Genomic DNA, 16,466 nt, shown 5'->3' with positions numbered 1-16,466 from the left:
CTAAGGGCGCTTCCAGGCGGCACCGCCGACCCAGTCACCCGCGACCGCGGAGAATTCGCTCACCCGGATCGATTGCCAGACACCCGCGGCGAAGTAGGGATCGGCCTGGAATTTGGCGCGCGCTTCGGCCTCGTCATCGGCCTTGATCACGAGCAGCGAGCCGACCGTGTTGCCATCGCGCTTGAGTGGACCGGCCACCGCGTAATCGCCAATGTGGACCTCTACATGCGCGAGATGCGCCGACAGGTGGCGCTCGCGCAAGGCCGCGCCGTTCTCGCCATCAAGGCAGTGAAAGGCGAACAGGCGGCTCATGGCTGCGGCGGCGCAAAGACCGCGGCATCAACGGGCTCACCCACCGCGACCTGCTTCCAGAAAACCGTATTGCTCTTCACTCCGTCGTAGAGCAGCGTCACTTCCCGTGCCTGCACCCAGCCGGTTTCGGGCAGCCGCACGAAATCGTCGTAGATCCGCTCGTGAAAGCCGCGCGGACTCGAGAAGCCGAGATAGCGGATGAAGCCGCTTTCACGGTCGAAACCGAACAGGGTTGGCTGTCCGCCAGGATCGATGACACGCACGAGATCGACTTCATGCCCAGCGACATTCCGTGTCGGCGCGCTTTCCAGCACGAACCCCTCGGCCAGCGCTGAGCGGATGATGCCGAAGCCGAAATTGTTAGCCCAATAGGCGTCGGCCTCGGCCTGGGGCAGGATGCCGCGCTCGGTCCAGGTCGTGGTTCCATCGAAACCGACTTCGAAGATCAGCCGCTCGCCATCGCGGGCGGTTATGCGGACCTTGCCTTCGGCGCTGTGCGCCTGCTGGCGGTCACGGTCGAACTCGCGCCACATGCGGTAATCGTTCGACCGGCTCCGCACCGCACCTGTTTTCGGGTCGTAGAATTCGGCCTCGCCTGCGAGGATCAGCGTGCCCGGTTCGAGCCAGCCCTCCCCGCCATGTGCCGCGATCGCCCTCTCGACGATGGCGCGGGGGCCATGCGGCGGAGTTTCCGCCTGCACCGCCGCTGCCCAGGACAGCGCCGCAAGGATCGAGACAAGCAGTCGCTTCATCATCCCACCTCCACGCATTCCACCAGCTCCCCGCTTGGCCCGACTGTGGTCGCTACCCGGCGGCCCTCATAAAGCGCCCCGCTCCGGTCGGACGGAGGCGAAATCCATTCGACCTGGCAGGTATCGAGGTCGCGCATCGCCAGCGTCACCAGCGCATTCCCCGGCGGCAGCATATCCGCATGGCGCGGACGCTCGGTTGCTGCGGCAGGATAATCGTCGATCTCAACGATAGGCATCCGCGCGTGCTGGATCATCGTCAGCGTCGTCAATGTGTCCGGCGCGAGCTCGAAGGCCTTGTTTATCATCGTGTAGGGGATGGTGTAATCCGCCCCCCGTTCAAGGCCAAGTGCCTCGCGGTACCAGGCGATGGCCTTCTCGCGATCGGTCGCCGCCAGTACGCAGATGAAGATGCGGTCGACGGGCGAGCGCGCGGGCGGCAACAACAGGTCGGATTCTGGCACCAGCACCTGGTTGAGGTAGATCATCTCGCGCCCCGGCCCCAGCGCCTGCATCGGGATGAAGGTCGGCTTCATGTTTTCGATGTTCTTGGGCGGCCCGACGATGGTGAAAAGATCCTCAGGTAGGGCGTCAGGCCAGCGCCAGACGTCCTCCACCGTGCATTCGAACGCGGCCCAGCCGAAACTTCGCGTCGGTCGGAAATCGGGATGGTCCGGCTGCTCGACGAGCCGAAACCAGCAGGGTTCGCCGCTCACCGGGCGCAGCACTGCATAGGGCGATCCGACATTCGCGGGGCAGCCCCAGCACGCCGCGAGCCCGGCATCGATCTTACTCTGTTCGACCAGCTCCAGGCCCAGAACGTCGCGATAGGCGCGCAAGGCCTGCTCGAGGTCAGGGACCGTCGAAAGCCCCCCGAGGATGGTGCCGTGCGCGATGCTCATCCGCGGAAACTCGGCTTACGCTTCTCGACGAAGGCCCTGGTACCCTCCTCGAAGTCCTCGCGGGTGAAGGCTGCACCGAACATGCGCAGGGTGTGATTGTCGTCATCGACCTGCCCATCGAGCACACGGCGAACAAAGTGCTTGTTCTCGATCGCCGAATAGGTCGAGGCGGCCAGGATATCCTCGATCAGTTCGTCGGTTTGGTCGGCAATGATCTCGATCAAGCCGATCCGCTGCGCCTCGGCGGCATCGAGCAACTGCCCGGTGAACAGGATACGCTTGGCCTGTCCCGGCCCGACGAGATCGACCAGCAGCTTCACATCGTGCAGCGGATAGACCAGCCCCAGCTTGCCGGGAGTGATGCCGAACCGCGCACGCTTGGTCGCCACGCGAATGTCGCAAGCCAGCGCAAGGCCGCAGCCGCCGCCTACGCAATCGCCATCGACGAAGGCGACGGTCGGGATCGCCGCGCGCGCCAGTTCGTGCTGGACCCGGTTGATCTCGGCCTGGTTGGCGTCGCGCCAATCCATGTCGTCCTTATTGGCAAGCAGTTCCTTGATGTCTGCGCCGGCACAAAAGGCACCCGACCCTTCCGCCGCGCGCAGTTCGAGCACGCGGATTGAGCGATCGGACACGGCGTTGGCAATGAGCCCCGGAAAGGCCCGCCACATGTCCATGTTGATCGCATTTCTCGCCTCGGGCCGGTCAAGCACCAGCCGGGCAATCGCTCCATTTTTCTCGAGCCGCACACTCATGCCGGATTTGCCTCCATGAAATGGTCCGCGATCGCCTTGCGCGTCGTCACCCACACGCCGTCGTGCGCCCGGACGTGGCAAAAAAACTCCTCCAGCGCCCAGATCCTACCCGGCCGTCCGATGATGCGCAGATGCAGGCCCAGGCTCATCATCTTGGGATTGCCTTCCTCACCCTCGCGGTAGAGCTGGTCGAAATTGGCCTTGGCATAGTCCAGCCACTGGTGCGGGGTTAGCGCCGGATCGGTCCACATCTTCATGTCGTTGCTGTCGAGCTGATAGGGCACGATGCACATGGGCTTGCCGGGGATGGTATCGCGATCCCAGAAGGGCACATCGCCGCTGTAATCGTCCATGTGGTAGGTGAAGCCCTCCTCGCTCAAGAGCCGGCGCGTATTGTCGGTGAGGAGATAGCGCGACAGCCAGCCATAGGGCCTGACGCCGCAGGTCTTCTCGATGCTGGTAACGGCCTTGCGGATGAATTCGCGCTCTTCCTCCTCGTCCATCTTGAACTGGTGGATCCAGCGCCAACCATGGCTGATCGGTTCATGGCCCAGATCGACAATGGCTCCGGCGATCTCGGGATGGTTCTCGAGGCTCATTGCCGCGACCGTCCAACTCGCCATGATGTCGTATTTTTTCAGCAGCTTGACGATGCGCGGCGCGCCCGCCTTGATGCCGTAGAGATAGTTGGATTCATTCGAGTAATTGCGCATTTTCGACTTCACGAAGACGCCCAGCTCATCGACCGGTTCCATCCCGCGATCGCCCCGCGCGATGGTCATCTCGCTGCCTTCCTCGACATTGACGACCACGCTGAGCGCCAGCTTGGCACCGCCCGGCCAGTCGATGCGTTCTTCGATGAGCGGCATCAGTGCATCTCCTCCCCGCCACTGACGTTGAGCGCTTCACCGGTGACATAAAAGGCCTCGTCGCTCGCTAGCCACAGGCACGCCGCCGCCGTGTCGGACGGGAGCCCCGGGCGGCCCATCGGGTTCTTCGCACTCATATTGGCAAGGTAGTCCTCCACCGTGTCGAAGCCCAGCAGCTTGGAGAAATACTCGTTCTGCTGCGCGCCAAGGCCGGTGGTCACATGGTTGGGACAGATCGCATTCACTGTGATCTCATGCGCGCCGAGTTCGACCGCACTCGCTCGCGTCAACCCGACCATGCCGTGCTTTGAAGAGACATAGGCGGGCAGATGGGGAAAGCCGGTCTTCGCCGCCTGGCTGGCGATATTGATGATCCGGCCGCCGCGTCCCTGCTCGACCATCTGCCGGGCCGCTGCCTGCGTGCAGTAGAACGCGCCGGAGAGGTTGACCGCGATCACCTGGTCCCACTCGTCCCTCGTATCGACATCGAGCAGCGGCTTCATCTTGAATCCGATCCCGGCGTTGTTGACGAGAATATCTACACTGCCGAAGTGATTGGCCGCTTCGGCGATGAGCGCAGCACACTGATCCGCCTTCGACACGTCGCAGGCAATCGCCGCAACTTCCGCGCCGCGCGAACGCAGTTCTTCCGCCACGCCCTCCGCCTCGGCGTCGATCGCGAGGTCGGAGACGATGCAATTCGCGCCCTCGTCTGCAAAGGCCTGCAGGACGCCCTGCCCTAGCCCCTTTTCCTTGCCAGAGCCGGTGACGACCACCGTCTTGCCCGCGAACCGGCCCATTGTCACAGATCCTCGGTCAGGATGAACTGCGGCGCATCGGCATAGCCCTGGAACGGAGCTGCGGCGGCCTGGAAGTCCTCGGTCGAAATGTCGCCCACGAAGGCGTCCATGCCCTTGATGTCGATCACCTCGATATACTCGAAATGCGGTTTGGCGCTGTCGTCGCCGAAGACGCCGGTCGCCTTGTGCACGGTGAAGCTCTCGACCGAGCCCAGCCCGTTGACGGTCGGAATGTCGCGGGTCTTGGCCCATTCCTCATATTCGGCGACGCTGACGCCCGGCTTCAGATTGAACAGGCAGATAATGCGCATGGTTCAGGCTCCTTCGAGTGGCGCGCGATAGGCACGCAGATTGTTGTCGAGATAGCGGGCCATGGCAAACAGGCCCTTCTCGAACCCGGCCCCGCAAACCAGCTGGACTCCGAGCGGAAGGCCATCTTCGGTCCAGCCCATCGGCAGGCTTAGCGCGGGCAGGCCAGCAATATTGGCGAGGCAGGTGAAATCGGCCTGCGCGGCGGGTTCGGGTTCGGAATGCGGGAATGGCGGGTTGGGGGCGGTCGGCAGGATCAGGAAGCCGTGGCGGGCGATGATCGCATGCATCGCTTCCGCCGTGCGGGTCAGCACGAGCTGGTCCTTCGCCCAATCCTCGATGCTCCGCCCGGGTCCATAGGAGAGCAGCTTCGCCAAGCGATCGGATACTGCGACATCCGCCAGGTCCTCCGCCAGGGTCTTGGAAACCTGGATGAAACCGGCGAAGCGGATACGGCCGTTCGGGTCTTCCAGCGTTTCGCATGCCGGCTCTGCCTTCAGCGCTGACAGCGCCCGGTCGAAAGCGCGCGCGACCTCTGGGTGCAGCTCGACTCCGTGATCGACCAGCGTTGCGCCGGTAAAGGGCTCGAGCCCATCGCCGAAATCGCTCATGACCCGTGCGACCTGTTCGAGCGTGTCGAGATCGCGCGCCAGCGGCCCGATCGCATCGAGCGAGGCATCGGCGGGGATCAGCCCGTCCTGGCTAACGTGGTCTGTCGCGGGCTTGAAACCGTAGACGCCGCAATGCGCCGCCGGGATGCGGACCGAGCCCATGGTATCGGTGCCGAGCGCCGCATCGACGAGGGCCGCCGCCACCGCCGCGCCGCTGCCGCCCGAGGATCCGCCCGGCGAATATCCGTCACGGTGGGGGTTGATGACCGAGCCGAAATGCGGGTTGTCGCTCTTCGAACCGAGCGCGGCCTCTTCCATGTGGAGGACGCCCGCGATGGCGGCGCCAGCTTGGCGCAAGCGGGTCACGACCTCGGCATCGCGCTCGGCGATGCGATCTTCCCAGGCGCCGATCCCGGCATGGTAAGGCATGCCCCGCACCGCGATGTTCGCTTTGACGCCGACGGTGAGGCCCGCCAGCGGACCCTCTCCGCCTACGGCGCTCCCGTCGCGAAAGGCAAAGGCGTTGTAGCGGTCGATCATCCGGCGCGCTCGTCGATCAGGCGCAGCGGCTTCTGCCGCGTGTCGATCTCGGTCACAGAGGCAGTGCCGCCCGGCTCGCAAAGGACCACGTCGACTTCGACGCCCAATCCCTGCTTCAGTACCTCGGCCAGCGCGCCCCGGTCGCTGCCGCCCCGGCTTTCGAGCGTAACGCGCATCGAATCGCGCCCGCTGTCGTCACGGGTGAGGTGGCAGACGTATTCGCCCGTCAGGTCCGCGCGGTTCTCGATGATCGCGCCGATGGCGTGCGGGAAGACGTTGATCCCGCGCAACTTGACCATGTTGTCGCTGCGCCCGCGGAAGCCCGCGATCCGCTTGAAGGCGATCTCGCCGCGCCCGTCGAGCTCATGCGTGATGTCGTGCGTGTTAAAGCGGATGCAGGGCGCGACGTCGTCCTTGTAGAGGCAGGTCACGACCATGTCGCCGGTTTCGCCATGCGCCACGGGCTTGCCGTCATCGACGCCCAGCAGTTCCAGATATTGCGCGTCTTCCCACACATACATGCCGTCGCGTTCGGGCCCCTCGCCCGCGATCGAACCCGTGTCGCCCACGCCGTACCAGTCATAGGCCTTGGCGCCGTGCCACGCCTGTTCGGTGGCGGAGCGATCCTCCGTGCCGAGATGCCCGATGATCATCTTGATCGAGATCTGGTCAAACAGACCCTCTGCCTCGGCCGTCTCGGCCAGCTTGCGGATATAGTCGACGAAGCCGACGAGGCAGGTGACGCCGAAATCGGCCATCAGCCGAACCTGGTTGACGCTGCGGGTCTCGATGCCCGTGCCCGCCGAGAGAAAGATTGAATTGGTGAACTTGGTCACCGCCTCGCGGATGTAGTGACCGCCGTTGATCATACCGTGGCCATAGACCGACTGGACGACATCGGTCGGCTCCAGCCCCATCCAGCGATACATGCGCCCGACCAGCAGGTTGCCGACCTCGCGCCCCTTCGGCCCGAACATCAGCACCTGCGGCTTGCCGGTGGTGCCGCTGGTGGTGTGGAAGACCGAGGGTCTGCGCGTCGCGGGATCGCCCATCCCGTGGAAATCGCCATAGGGCGGATGCTCGGCGATCGACGCCATCAGGTCGGACTTGTCGTAGACCGGCAGCTTGCCGATGTCGGCCAGCCCCGCGATGTCGCCCGGCTCGATACCCTGCGCGCTCCACAGCCGCCGGTAGAAGGGCACGTCCCAGCCGCGCTTCATCAGCCGCTGGAACTGGGCATCCTGGATCGCAAACAGCTCGTCGCGGCTCATCGATTTGTAGCGCGCGATGAATCCCTCGCCGACCGGGTAATCGGCGAGCATCTGCCTGGCGTCGAGGGCTTCGAAATAGGTCGGGTAGGTCATAGGGCTTTCGTGAAATAGGACAGCGGATCGTCGAAGATGCGCGGGTCGGCATCGGGCGGAGCGAGTTCGCGAGCGAGCGCCAAGCGGTGCTGCGCCTGCTGGGGCGAAAGCGGATTGGCGGGGCTGCCGAGCGTCGCAGCAATCTCGTGGCGCTCCTGCGATCCGTCCTTCAGCGTCACCACCAGCGCTTGCGGGAAGAGCGCATTGGGATTCTCATTGCCATCGGGCACGAGTACGAAGCGCTGCGCGAGCGCTGCGAGGGCGGGATCGGCCATGTGCTCGGCCGTGAAGCGGCGCGGGTCGATGCGGCCATCGGTCAGCATCAGCGAGCCGAGCCACTGCAAGCAGAGCCGCGCATAGGCGGGCGTCATGTCGGGCTGGTAGGGTCGCGAAACGAGCCGCCGGATCAGCGGCGGGCAGGCAAGCTCGATGCGTTCGACGGCTTCGGGATCGAGTGCGAGTTCTTCCAGTTTCCCAAGCGCGCCGTGGCTGGCGCGGCCCGAGGGGAATGGCTTCACGCTCACTTCGCTGATCCGCCAGACCACGCCAAGGCGATCGGTGTAGCGCGACAGGTCGCCATCCTCGAACAGCGCGAAATAGCCGAACTCGCCCTCCAGCGGGTGTTTCGGGCCGGGGAAACCGGCGCGGGCGAGGTCGCTCGCGGTGACGGCAGCGCGGGCGGCGTTGGCGATCTGGAACGGCAATGTCGCCAGCCCCTCGACATGCGCCTGCATCGTCCCGGCGGCGGAGGAATAGGCAATACCGAGCGTGTCAGCGAGCGGCGCGCCGTCGATCCGCGCTACGGCGAGCGCGGCGCCCATCACGCCCGCTGTAGCGGGGCGGAAGAAGGTCAGCCCGCTGCTAGCGGCAAGGCCCAGCCCCGCGGCCACGTCGACGCCGATGGCGAGCGCCGCCAGCGCTTCCTCCGGATCGCAGCCGCCCTTCCGGTCGATCGCGGCACCGAGCGCGGCGACAACGGTGCTGAGCGCATGGACCACGGCGGGCTCGTGCACTGCATCCCATTCGAGGCAGTGAATGCGGTAGCCATTGACGAACGCCGCCGCTGGCGCAGGCAGGCGTTCATCGGTACCGATCAGGCGCGCCTCCGCGCCCGATCCCATTGCCCGGGCGGCAGCGAGTATCGCGTCGGCTCCCGGTGCGTTCGCACCCGCCGCGCCCACCGCCAGAGTATCGGCCAGCAGGCGCGCCGTATCGGCCCGTACTTGTTCCGGCAGGGTGTGGTCGGCACCCGCGAATTCGAGAAGGCGCTGCGTGGGGCTCACCGCGTCCACTCCTCGAGCAGACTGTCGAGTGCAGCAGCGTCGTCGCCGTGTAGGGCCAACGAGACCGCCCGCTCTGCCTGCGCCTCGGTCAGTCCACCCCATTTGGCGAGGCTGTGCAGCTTGGCGACAATCTCCTTCTCGCCGACCGGTCGCTCGGGATCGCCGAGCGTGTCGACCAGTTCGAGCCCGTTGACCCGCGCGCCGAAATGCGCCGGATAGCGGGCAGTGATCCCCGGATCTTCAGCAACCGTCACCTGCGCACGCAGCCCGGCGAGCGCGGAAATCGCGTCCTCGGTGAAATCCTGCGGCTCGGCACTTCTGCCATCCGCCACTACCGCCACGGCATGCTGCAGCGAGAACTTGGCATCGAGTTCGGTCTTCGGATCGGGCCGGTCGCAAAAGGCCAGCGCATCGGCGTAGGTTTCGACCGCAAAGGGCGCCTCCAGTTTGCCGGCCTGGCGCAGTTCCATCGCCGCATCGATGGCCGGATGCGCATGGCGGCAGGCGGCCCAGGGCTTGAAACTGACCTGATCGATCAGCCAGCCGTCTCCGTTCGATGCGAGGTCACCCGGTGTCTCGGTCATCGCCGCAAACAGCCCCTGCGGACCTTCGAGAACGCCTTGCGGCCCGGTCGCGCCATAGTGGACATGCAGCGCGGCATCCCTGCCGGTTCGCACTGCATGATAGATATGCCACTGCTTGGTCAGCACATCGTCGTGTCGCATGTGCCACAATCCGCCAGCCACCGATCCGGCGTTGCCAAGCGCATTGGCATACTCGATCGGGGCGAAACCGATCAGCGAACCGAACGCCGCGCAAGCACCGAACACGCCCATGGTCGCGGTCGGGTGCCAGTGAGCATAGTGATGCGCATCGAACGCTGCACCGATCGCGATCATCGCCTCGTAACCGCGCGCCGCTGCGTCGAGCCGCTGCTCGATCGATGCGCTGGCCATGCTCATCGCCGCGGGCCACACGACCGGGCCGGGATGGAGCAAGGCGGTGCGGTGCACATCGTCCATCTCGAGCACATTGCCGAGATAGGTCGCCCGTTCCCACGGCTGGGAGGAAATCGCGCTGCCGAGATGGCCCGCTTCGGTGTCGCGGGCGCCGGCAACACAGGCAAGCCAGTCGAGAAGGTGGAGACGCGCGCGCTGGCGCTCGCTTTTGCCGACGGGCCGCGCTAAGGTCCGGACAAGTATTGCGAGCAGCGGGTCGCTCATGCCGCCGCTCCAAGCCCTAGAACGGTTCGACGGAGTCTCACTTGGCCACCAAGCCTGCCCGCAAAGCAGCCAAAATTCCTCGCTATCTGCAGCTCGCGGGCGAACTTCGCGAGGCGATCCTTGGCGGCAAGTTTGCCAATGGCACGCAGTTTCCGACCGAAACCTCGCTGTGCAAGCAGCATGACGTGAGCCGCTTCACCGTGCGGGAAGCGTTGCGGAGGCTCGAAGCGGAAGGCCTGATCCAGCGCAAGCGGGGGTCCGGCACGACCGTCCAGCCGGCGGCGGCGCGCGGCGGCGCGCTGCACCAGCCGCTCTCGAATGTCGGCGAACTGCTGCAATATGCTCGCGGCAGCGCGGTGATCTATGCCGAGGCCGGAACGAGCACCCTGCCCGAAGCCATTGCCGAACAGATTGCATCGGACACCAGCGGGGTCTGGACCAAGTTCAGCGGCGTTCGCCGGCAGGGCTTCGGCGAGCTCCCGATCGCGGCGACCGATGCCTATATTCACGAACGGCTGGGCGTCGAGGCGGGTTCGCTCGACCTCAATGCCAGTTCGCAGACCCTGTTCAGCCAGATCGAGAAACTCACCGGCGTCAGTGCGGCGACCGTGACGCAGGATATCCAGGCGCTGGCGGCTGATGCCGCGACCGCCAAGGCGCTCGAGATCGAGGAAGGCGCGCCGGTGCTGCAGATCCTGCGCTGCTACATCGACAACCAGGGCAGCGTGTTCGAGATTTCGGTCAGCCACCATCCCGGCGATCGCTTCGCTTATTCGATGCATATCGACGTCGATAGCTGAAGCGCGGTTCATCCGGGCCCACCCGAATCCAGCTCCGGCACCTTCCCGGGCGACCAATCTTCACCCGCAAACCGGATCGGCGGAGCGATGTGCCTGCCTCCACCTGCACCTTCGACCAACAGGCCGCGCTCGCCGATATGCGGCTCGTCGAATGCTTCGCGAAAGTCGAGCACGGGCGAGAAAGCGACATCCTTGTCGGCAAACCAGTCGACCCATTCGGCGCGGGATTTCGTCGCAAAACTCTCGCGCAGGAAAGCGATCAACTCGCCCTGTTCGCCTGCTGGCTGGTCGGCGATGGGGATCAGGTCCTCGCGCCCCAGTGCAGTGAGGAGGTTGCGCGCGAAATGAAGCTCGCGCCCACCCAGCACGACATGTTTTCCGTCGCTCGTCTCGTAGACCTGGTAAAAGCCCGCGCCGCCAAGCGAGCGCTGCGACTGCGATTTCGGGCTTTTGCCGCCTGCTATGGCGCTCCCGGCGGTATGCGCGCACCACGGCAGCATGCTGTCGAACATGGCGCAATCGATATAGGCGCCCTCGCCCGTCCGCTCGCGCCCGACCAGCGCCATCAGCACGGCCGATAGCGCCGTCAGCCCTGCGGCCATGTCCGCACTGGGCGCGCCTGGGACCACCGGCGTGCCATCCGGCCCGTCATTGACCGACAGGAACCCGGCCAGCGCCTGCACTGCCATGTCGTGCGCGGGATGGTGCGCCAGCGCGCCCTCCTGCCCAAAGGCGGAAATCGAACAATAGACGATGTCAGGCTTGATCGCCCTTACGCTGTCGTAATCGAAGCCGAGCCGCTTCATCACGCCGGGGCGAAACCCCTCGACGAACACATCCGCGCCGGCGACCAGATCGCGCAGGCGCGCTTTGCCCTGCTCGCTCTTGAGATCGAGCACCTGGCTCGACTTGCCGCGATTGAGGTTGGCAAACCAGACCGATTGCTCTGCACCGTCATATGTATCGAATGGCGCCTGCACCCGCGCCGGATCCCCGGCCGCCGGTTCGACCTTGATCACCTCTGCACCCTGATCGGCCATCATCACCGTCATCATCGGGCCGGGCAGGAACTGGGTAAGGTCGACGACTCTGATTCCGCTAAGTTTTCCCATGGCTCTCAGATAACACCATTGGCGCGCAGCGAGTCGATTTCTTCAGGCCCGTAGCCAAGCTGTTCGAGCAAGGCGTCGCTGTCGGCCCCCAGCAGCGGCGCAGCACGATTGGGCGGGCGCTTGCCATCGAACTTGAGCGGGCTCGCCAGCACCTGCAGGTCCGGATTGTCAGGATGGGCGACGCGGTCGCGCATTCCGATTTCCTCGAGCCACGGATTGTCGAGCGCCGCGCCCAGCTCATAGACCGGAGCAACCGGCACGAAACCGGCAAGCAGCTCCTGCCAATGCGCCATCGGTTGTTGGCTGAAATGCGCGTCGAGCAACTCGGTCAGCACCGCGCGGTTCTGCAGGCGCAGCGCGTTGCTGGCGAAGCGCGGGTCGGCGCGCAGGTCCTCGCGCCCGAGCCGCTCGAGCAGAATGTCCCAGAACTTGGGCAGCTGGCACATCACGAACATCCAGCCGTCGGCAGCCTTGAACATCTGGCTCGGCGTGGCAGTTGGATGGGCGGACCGTGGGGTGCGCTGTGTCTCGTCGCCGTGATTCATGTACCACAGGGCCGGATAGCTCGTTTGGTGGACCGCCGCGCTGAGCAGGTCGGTATCGACGTCCCGCCCCTTGCCGCTGCGCTGCGCATCGACCAGCGCGCCGAGCAGGCCGATGCAGAAGATCGTGCCGGTGATGAAATCGACCATCGACAGGCCCATCCGCTGGGGATCGCCGCCCGGTTCGCCGGTCATTTGGCAATAGCCCGCTTCGGCCTGCATCAGATAGTCATAGCCTGGCCATTTGGCGCGGGCGTTGTCGCGGCCATAGGCCGACAGATGCGCGCAGACGATCGCCGGATTGACGTCTTTCAACGAGGCGTAATCCAGCCCGAGCCGCGCGGGCAGATCGCCGCGCATATTGTTGGCGACGACGTCGCAGGTCGCTGCGAGCTTGCGCAGGATCCCCTGGCCCTGCTCGCTCCCGAGATCGAGCGTCAGCGAGCGCTTGTTGAGATTGAAGCTCTGAAAATAGGTGCTCTCGCCTTCGCGCAGGAAATGAGGCCCGACTGCGCGCGCCGTATCGCCTGCGCCCACGCGCCTGCCATCGGCGCCCTGCTTGCCGGGCGGTTCGATCTTGATAACCTCGGCGCCCATCTGCGCGAGAAACATCGTGCCATAGGGGCCCGCGCCGTATTGTTCCGCGCTGATGACGCGGAAGCCGGAAAGCGGAAGGTGCATATCGCCCACCGGCTAGATCGGGTTTTCTTTGAAGTGCTGCTTGGCGATGATGATCCGCTGCATCTCGTTGGTTCCCTCCCCGATACACATCAGCATGCTGTCGCGATAATAGCGCTCGATGTCGTACTCCTTGGAATAGGAGTAGCCGCCATAGACGCGCATCGCCTCCTGGCTGTTTTCGACCGCGGCTTCGGAGGCGAAGAACTTCGCCATGCCCGCTTCCTTGTCGCAGCGCTCGCCCCGGTCATAGGCTTCGGCGGCATCAAGCGTCAGGAGCCGCGCAGCCCGCGCCCGGGTCGCCATCTCGCCGATCTTGAGCTGGATCGCCTGGTGCTCCGCGATAGGCTTGCCCATCGTCTCGCGCTGTTGCGCATATTCGGTCGCCAGCCGCAGCGAGCCTTCGGCAAGCCCGACGCCGCGCGCAGCGACATTGATCCGGCCCAGCTCGAGCCCGCCGGTCGCCTGGAAGAAGCCCTGCCCCTCGACCCCACCGATGAGCTGGTCGGCGGGGATGCGGTAGTCCTCCATGATCAGTTCGGCGCTGTCGATCGCCTTGTAGCCAAGCTTGTCGAATTTCTTGCCGTTGGTGAGGCCATCCCGCTTGTCGGCGATGAACAGGCTCATGCCCTTGTAGCGCGGCTCAGCCTTGGGATCGGTCTTCACCAGCATGGCGAAGCATGAGCCGTTGAGCGCGTTAGAAATCCACGTCTTGGTGCCGTTGATCACGTAGTCGTCGCCATCTCGCACCGCGACGCTGCGGATCGCCTGCAGGTCGGTGCCGGCGTTGGGTTCGGTCAGCGCCAGCCCGCCGCGAATTTCGCCGGTGGCGAACTTGGGCAGCCACTTGGCCTTCTGCTCCGGCGTGCCGAAGCGCTCGACCGCGGCCGCCATGATGAGGTGCGAATTGAAGATGCCGGTGATCGCCATCCAGTAGCTGGAAATGCGCATCACGATCTTGGCATAGGTCGTGGCAGGCAGGCCGAGGCCACCGTATTCCTGCCCGATGGTGGCGCCGAACAGACCCATCTCGGCCATCTGTTCGACCAGCTTCTCGGGCCAGATATCGCCGTGATCGTGGTGCTGGATGACCGGGATCACCTCGCGCTCCAGCCAGCGGTCGATCGCGTCGAGGAAGGCGCGTTCCTCGTCCGGATCGATCGTCCGTATCTGGTTTTCCAATGCCGCTGCGGTTGCCATGATCCTGATCCCTCAATCGTCGAGATTGCCGTGCCCGCGCTTCCACACGAGCACGCTGCGCTTGTAGTGGCTCACGACCTCGCCATGCTGGTTCTTGCCGGTGGTCCGGAAGGTCACGATGCCCTGTTCCGGACGGCTCTTGCTCTCGCGTTTCTCGAGCACTTCGCTTTCGGCATAGAGCGTATCCCCGACGAACAACGGCTTGGTCATCCGCACCTCGTCCCAGCCGAGGTTCGCGATTGCCTTGCCGCTGGTGTCGGAGACGCTCATGCCTGTCATCAGCGCGATGGTGAGCGGGCTGACGACCAGTGGCTTGCCGAATTCGGTGTCCTTCGACAGCTCATAGTCGAAATGCGCCGGATGAGTGTTCATCGTCAGCAGCGTGAACCACACGTTGTCGGCATCGGTAATCGTCCGGCCGGGCCGGTGCTCGTAGACGTGCCCCACTTCGAAATCCTCGAAGTAGCGTCCCTGCACTTCGCGGAACCTGCCGGGGGAGACTTCCACATAACTGTCACGCATTCGCTTGCCCCTCGCTTCGCGCAATGATCGCGCGATAGGTCTTGATCATCGGGGCTTCCAGCATGCGCCCCTTGTGGCGAACGGCCTTGCCGCCGTTCTCCTCGTACACCTGCAAGGCTTCCCTGGCTTCGGCAATCTCTTCCGCCGTGGGAGAGAACGTCGCCTCGATCGTCGGCACCTGGCGGGGATGGATTGCCGCCTTGGCCGTAATGCCGATGGCGCGCGCCTGCACGCATTCCCGCACCAGCCCCTCCTCGTCGTCGAGATGGATAAATGGCACATCGATCAGCGGCTTGCGCGCCTCGGCGCACGCCAGCACCAGCGCCTGGCGGGCCGCGAGCAGCGGTTCCCACGAGACCGCAACGCGCAGTTCACCCGAAAAATCCGCGCCGCCGAACATCAGCGCCGAGACCTTGTCGTGCCCGACGATCGCGAGCGCATCGCGCAATCCCCGCGGAGTCTCGATCAGGGGAATGAGTTCGGGGCAGCGATCGCCCAGCGCCCCGGCCACCACGTCCAGCTCGGTCGCGCTTTCGACCATCGGCACCATCAGCGTGCGCGGCAAGGTTGCAGCAACAGTAAGAGCTGCGAGGTCGCGTATCCCTGCCGCAGTCGTGACCGCATTGATGCGAACCGCAAACCTGCCCGGCTCCTGCGCCGCCTGTTCGAGCGCCGCCTCGCGCGCCGTCTCCTTGTCTGCCGGACCGACCGCGTCCTCGAGGTCGATCACGACCAGGCCCGCACCCGCAGCCGCCGCCTTGGCGAAGCGGTCCGGACGCGAACCGGGGACAAACAACAGGCTGGAGGCAGCAAACATCGAAAAGGCAACGGTCCCAAGCGGCATCCCGGCAATCCGGGAAAATTCGAGCTTCACAATTTGTCCGGACAAATCTAAAGTCAAGCACGAATTGTCATTTTGTCCGGACAAGTTTGAGGTCCGAAAATCCCCGGGAGAGGAATAAGATGAGCAAGTTGAAGAAGTTCGCCGTGGCCGCCGCACTGGGCGTTGCCGGGATCGCGTTGAGCAGCCCTGCCCAGGCGCGCACGCTCGATCCTTCCAATCCCGAGGACGCGCTCGAAATTTCCAAGCGCATCCAGTGCGGCGTCGAGGATGGCGAGACGGCGGTCTACCACTGGTCGGGCAACATCTATGGCCGTTCACCGGGCCAGCGCGACAAGCTGCTGTTCAAGGGCGAAGGCATGAATATCCGCCGCTGCGTGTCGGTCGAGGATCCCGAGCGTGGCACCGGCTGGAAGCTGATCAGCCGCGAGATCATGCTGATGCTCGATCCGCAGACGGGCGAAGTCGTGAGCCAGTGGGAGAACCCCTACACCGGCGAGACCGTCAACGTGATGCAGATCTACAATGATCCGGTGAACCAGCGCCCCAGCTTCGCCACCACTTCGAGCGGCGCGCCCTATCGCCTGCCGACGCTGCGCGAGGAAGGCCCCTATGTCTTCATGCCGTTCGAAGTGCCGCTGTTCTACACCAATCCGCTCGGTGGCGAGTACCAGGACTATGTCGGTAACCAGTATCACGCGATGGAGATTTTCGACTTCGCCGCGCTGAAGGACGAGCTGTTCGACAGCCGCAAACCGGCCTACCCCATGGTGAGCTGGGTTCGCATCTCCCAATGGGCGCCGTGGATGAAGATGGGTTCGCGGCCCGGCATCATGGTCTTCAACGCGATGGGTCGGAAGCTTCCGGGCGGGTTCGAGGAACTGCCGGACGTGCTCAAGAATGAAATCCGCGCCAACTATCCGATATACGAAGATGCTCCGCCGGCGGACGATACGCGGCCCAATGAGACGACCTGGACCAAGTTCAAACTGCTCGAGGACCAGCGGCGCGAAGCTGCCGGCGAATCCCCCGGCAAGACCGGCGGCCATTGATC

Annotated in this window: 18 protein-coding genes; 2 read left to right on the top strand and 16 right to left on the bottom strand. The window is 64.8% G+C overall.

What is annotated here, in order from left to right:
- Genes P7228_RS10280 through P7228_RS10230 form a run of 11 tightly spaced genes read right to left on the bottom strand, consistent with a single transcriptional unit; the run spans position 1 to position 9,717 of the window.
- Complete coding sequence (locus P7228_RS10280; RefSeq protein WP_278015150.1) at positions 1 to 312, bottom strand: YciI family protein; 312 nt, start codon at positions 310 to 312, stop codon at positions 1 to 3.
- On the bottom strand, positions 309 to 1,064 hold the full coding sequence (locus P7228_RS10275) for a hypothetical protein (protein WP_278015149.1): 756 nt from the start codon (positions 1,062 to 1,064) through the stop codon (positions 309 to 311). The genes P7228_RS10280 and P7228_RS10275 overlap by 4 nt, the downstream gene beginning before the upstream one ends.
- Positions 1,064 to 1,963, bottom strand: coding sequence for a VOC family protein (locus P7228_RS10270; protein ID WP_278015148.1), 900 nt, complete (start codon positions 1,961 to 1,963; stop codon positions 1,064 to 1,066). The genes P7228_RS10275 and P7228_RS10270 overlap by 1 nt, the downstream gene beginning before the upstream one ends.
- On the bottom strand, positions 1,960 to 2,718 hold the full coding sequence (locus P7228_RS10265; protein ID WP_278015147.1) for an enoyl-CoA hydratase/isomerase family protein: 759 nt from the start codon (positions 2,716 to 2,718) through the stop codon (positions 1,960 to 1,962). Before P7228_RS10265 ends, P7228_RS10270 begins: the two co-directional genes overlap by 4 nt.
- Positions 2,715 to 3,587: a polysaccharide deacetylase family protein gene (locus tag P7228_RS10260; protein ID WP_278015146.1), complete on the bottom strand. Its 873-nt coding sequence runs from the start codon at positions 3,585 to 3,587 to the stop codon at positions 2,715 to 2,717. The genes P7228_RS10265 and P7228_RS10260 overlap by 4 nt, the downstream gene beginning before the upstream one ends.
- Complete coding sequence (locus P7228_RS10255; RefSeq protein ID WP_278015145.1) at positions 3,587 to 4,387, bottom strand: SDR family NAD(P)-dependent oxidoreductase; 801 nt, start codon at positions 4,385 to 4,387, stop codon at positions 3,587 to 3,589. Before P7228_RS10255 ends, P7228_RS10260 begins: the two co-directional genes overlap by 1 nt.
- Positions 4,388 to 4,389: 2 nt before the next feature.
- On the bottom strand, positions 4,390 to 4,698 hold the full coding sequence (locus P7228_RS10250) for an REDY-like protein HapK (RefSeq protein WP_278015144.1): 309 nt from the start codon (positions 4,696 to 4,698) through the stop codon (positions 4,390 to 4,392).
- Between the two features lie 3 nt (positions 4,699 to 4,701).
- The gene (locus P7228_RS10245) at positions 4,702 to 5,847 is read right to left on the bottom strand and encodes an amidase (protein WP_278015143.1); all 1,146 of its coding nucleotides are present in this window, start codon (positions 5,845 to 5,847) and stop codon (positions 4,702 to 4,704) included.
- Positions 5,844 to 7,211, bottom strand: a complete 1,368-nt coding sequence (locus tag P7228_RS10240) for a phenylacetate--CoA ligase family protein (RefSeq protein ID WP_278015142.1) — start codon at positions 7,209 to 7,211, stop codon at positions 5,844 to 5,846. The genes P7228_RS10245 and P7228_RS10240 overlap by 4 nt, the downstream gene beginning before the upstream one ends.
- Positions 7,208 to 8,494: an MmgE/PrpD family protein gene (locus P7228_RS10235; protein WP_278015141.1), complete on the bottom strand. Its 1,287-nt coding sequence runs from the start codon at positions 8,492 to 8,494 to the stop codon at positions 7,208 to 7,210. The genes P7228_RS10240 and P7228_RS10235 overlap by 4 nt, the downstream gene beginning before the upstream one ends.
- Positions 8,491 to 9,717, bottom strand: a complete 1,227-nt coding sequence (locus P7228_RS10230; RefSeq protein ID WP_278015140.1) for an MmgE/PrpD family protein — start codon at positions 9,715 to 9,717, stop codon at positions 8,491 to 8,493. The genes P7228_RS10235 and P7228_RS10230 overlap by 4 nt, the downstream gene beginning before the upstream one ends.
- 41 nt (positions 9,718 to 9,758) lie before the next feature.
- Between P7228_RS10230 and P7228_RS10225 the strand changes: the two genes are divergently transcribed.
- Positions 9,759 to 10,517, top strand: coding sequence for a GntR family transcriptional regulator (locus P7228_RS10225; RefSeq protein WP_278015139.1), 759 nt, complete (start codon positions 9,759 to 9,761; stop codon positions 10,515 to 10,517).
- An 8-nt stretch (positions 10,518 to 10,525) separates the two neighbouring features.
- Here P7228_RS10225 and P7228_RS10220 read toward each other — a convergent pair whose 3' ends face one another.
- From P7228_RS10220 to P7228_RS10200, 5 genes are read right to left on the bottom strand one after another with little or no spacing between them, the layout of a single operon-like run.
- Positions 10,526 to 11,629, bottom strand: coding sequence for a CaiB/BaiF CoA transferase family protein (locus tag P7228_RS10220; RefSeq protein WP_278015138.1), 1,104 nt, complete (start codon positions 11,627 to 11,629; stop codon positions 10,526 to 10,528).
- Between the two features lie 5 nt (positions 11,630 to 11,634).
- Positions 11,635 to 12,852, bottom strand: coding sequence for a CaiB/BaiF CoA transferase family protein (locus P7228_RS10215; protein ID WP_278017750.1), 1,218 nt, complete (start codon positions 12,850 to 12,852; stop codon positions 11,635 to 11,637).
- 12 nt (positions 12,853 to 12,864) lie between these two features.
- Positions 12,865 to 14,049, bottom strand: a complete 1,185-nt coding sequence (locus P7228_RS10210) for an acyl-CoA dehydrogenase family protein (protein ID WP_278015137.1) — start codon at positions 14,047 to 14,049, stop codon at positions 12,865 to 12,867.
- Between the two features lie 12 nt (positions 14,050 to 14,061).
- Positions 14,062 to 14,571: a MaoC family dehydratase gene (locus tag P7228_RS10205; RefSeq protein WP_278015136.1), complete on the bottom strand. Its 510-nt coding sequence runs from the start codon at positions 14,569 to 14,571 to the stop codon at positions 14,062 to 14,064.
- On the bottom strand, positions 14,564 to 15,445 hold the full coding sequence (locus P7228_RS10200) for an HpcH/HpaI aldolase/citrate lyase family protein (RefSeq protein ID WP_278015135.1): 882 nt from the start codon (positions 15,443 to 15,445) through the stop codon (positions 14,564 to 14,566). The genes P7228_RS10205 and P7228_RS10200 overlap by 8 nt, the downstream gene beginning before the upstream one ends.
- Before the next feature lie 89 nt (positions 15,446 to 15,534).
- On the opposite strand from P7228_RS10200, the gene P7228_RS10195 reads away from it, so the two are divergent.
- On the top strand, positions 15,535 to 16,464 hold the full coding sequence (locus tag P7228_RS10195) for a DUF1838 family protein (protein WP_278015134.1): 930 nt from the start codon (positions 15,535 to 15,537) through the stop codon (positions 16,462 to 16,464).
- Positions 16,465 to 16,466: the final 2 nt, after the last annotated feature.

Origin of the sequence: Altererythrobacter sp. CAU 1644, from assembly GCF_029623755.1 — a bacterium.
In the GTDB taxonomy this organism is placed as follows: domain Bacteria; phylum Pseudomonadota; class Alphaproteobacteria; order Sphingomonadales; family Sphingomonadaceae; genus Erythrobacter; species Erythrobacter arenosus.
The sequence above is the reverse complement of the archived record's forward strand: the minus strand, read 5'-3'. Positions and strand labels throughout refer to the sequence as shown.

Excerpts from the sequence above, each read along its gene's own strand:
- P7228_RS10280 (WP_278015150.1), bottom strand. The coding sequence starts at position 312 with ATGAGCCGCCTGTTCGCCTTTCACTGCCTTGATGGCGAGAACGGCGCG.
- P7228_RS10275 (WP_278015149.1), bottom strand. The coding sequence starts at position 1,064 with ATGAAGCGACTGCTTGTCTCGATCCTTGCGGCGCTGTCCTGGGCAGCG.
- P7228_RS10270 (WP_278015148.1), bottom strand. The coding sequence starts at position 1,963 with ATGAGCATCGCGCACGGCACCATCCTCGGGGGGCTTTCGACGGTCCCT.
- P7228_RS10265 (WP_278015147.1), bottom strand. The coding sequence starts at position 2,718 with ATGAGTGTGCGGCTCGAGAAAAATGGAGCGATTGCCCGGCTGGTGCTT.
- P7228_RS10260 (WP_278015146.1), bottom strand. The coding sequence starts at position 3,587 with ATGCCGCTCATCGAAGAACGCATCGACTGGCCGGGCGGTGCCAAGCTG.
- P7228_RS10255 (WP_278015145.1), bottom strand. The coding sequence starts at position 4,387 with ATGGGCCGGTTCGCGGGCAAGACGGTGGTCGTCACCGGCTCTGGCAAG.
- P7228_RS10250 (WP_278015144.1), bottom strand. The coding sequence starts at position 4,698 with ATGCGCATTATCTGCCTGTTCAATCTGAAGCCGGGCGTCAGCGTCGCC.
- P7228_RS10245 (WP_278015143.1), bottom strand. The coding sequence starts at position 5,847 with ATGATCGACCGCTACAACGCCTTTGCCTTTCGCGACGGGAGCGCCGTA.
- P7228_RS10240 (WP_278015142.1), bottom strand. The coding sequence starts at position 7,211 with ATGACCTACCCGACCTATTTCGAAGCCCTCGACGCCAGGCAGATGCTC.
- P7228_RS10230 (WP_278015140.1), bottom strand. The coding sequence starts at position 9,717 with ATGAGCGACCCGCTGCTCGCAATACTTGTCCGGACCTTAGCGCGGCCC.
- P7228_RS10220 (WP_278015138.1), bottom strand. The coding sequence starts at position 11,629 with ATGGGAAAACTTAGCGGAATCAGAGTCGTCGACCTTACCCAGTTCCTG.
- P7228_RS10215 (WP_278017750.1), bottom strand. The coding sequence starts at position 12,852 with ATGCACCTTCCGCTTTCCGGCTTCCGCGTCATCAGCGCGGAACAATAC.
- P7228_RS10210 (WP_278015137.1), bottom strand. The coding sequence starts at position 14,049 with ATGGCAACCGCAGCGGCATTGGAAAACCAGATACGGACGATCGATCCG.
- P7228_RS10205 (WP_278015136.1), bottom strand. The coding sequence starts at position 14,571 with ATGCGTGACAGTTATGTGGAAGTCTCCCCCGGCAGGTTCCGCGAAGTG.
- P7228_RS10195 (WP_278015134.1), top strand. The coding sequence starts at position 15,535 with ATGAGCAAGTTGAAGAAGTTCGCCGTGGCCGCCGCACTGGGCGTTGCC.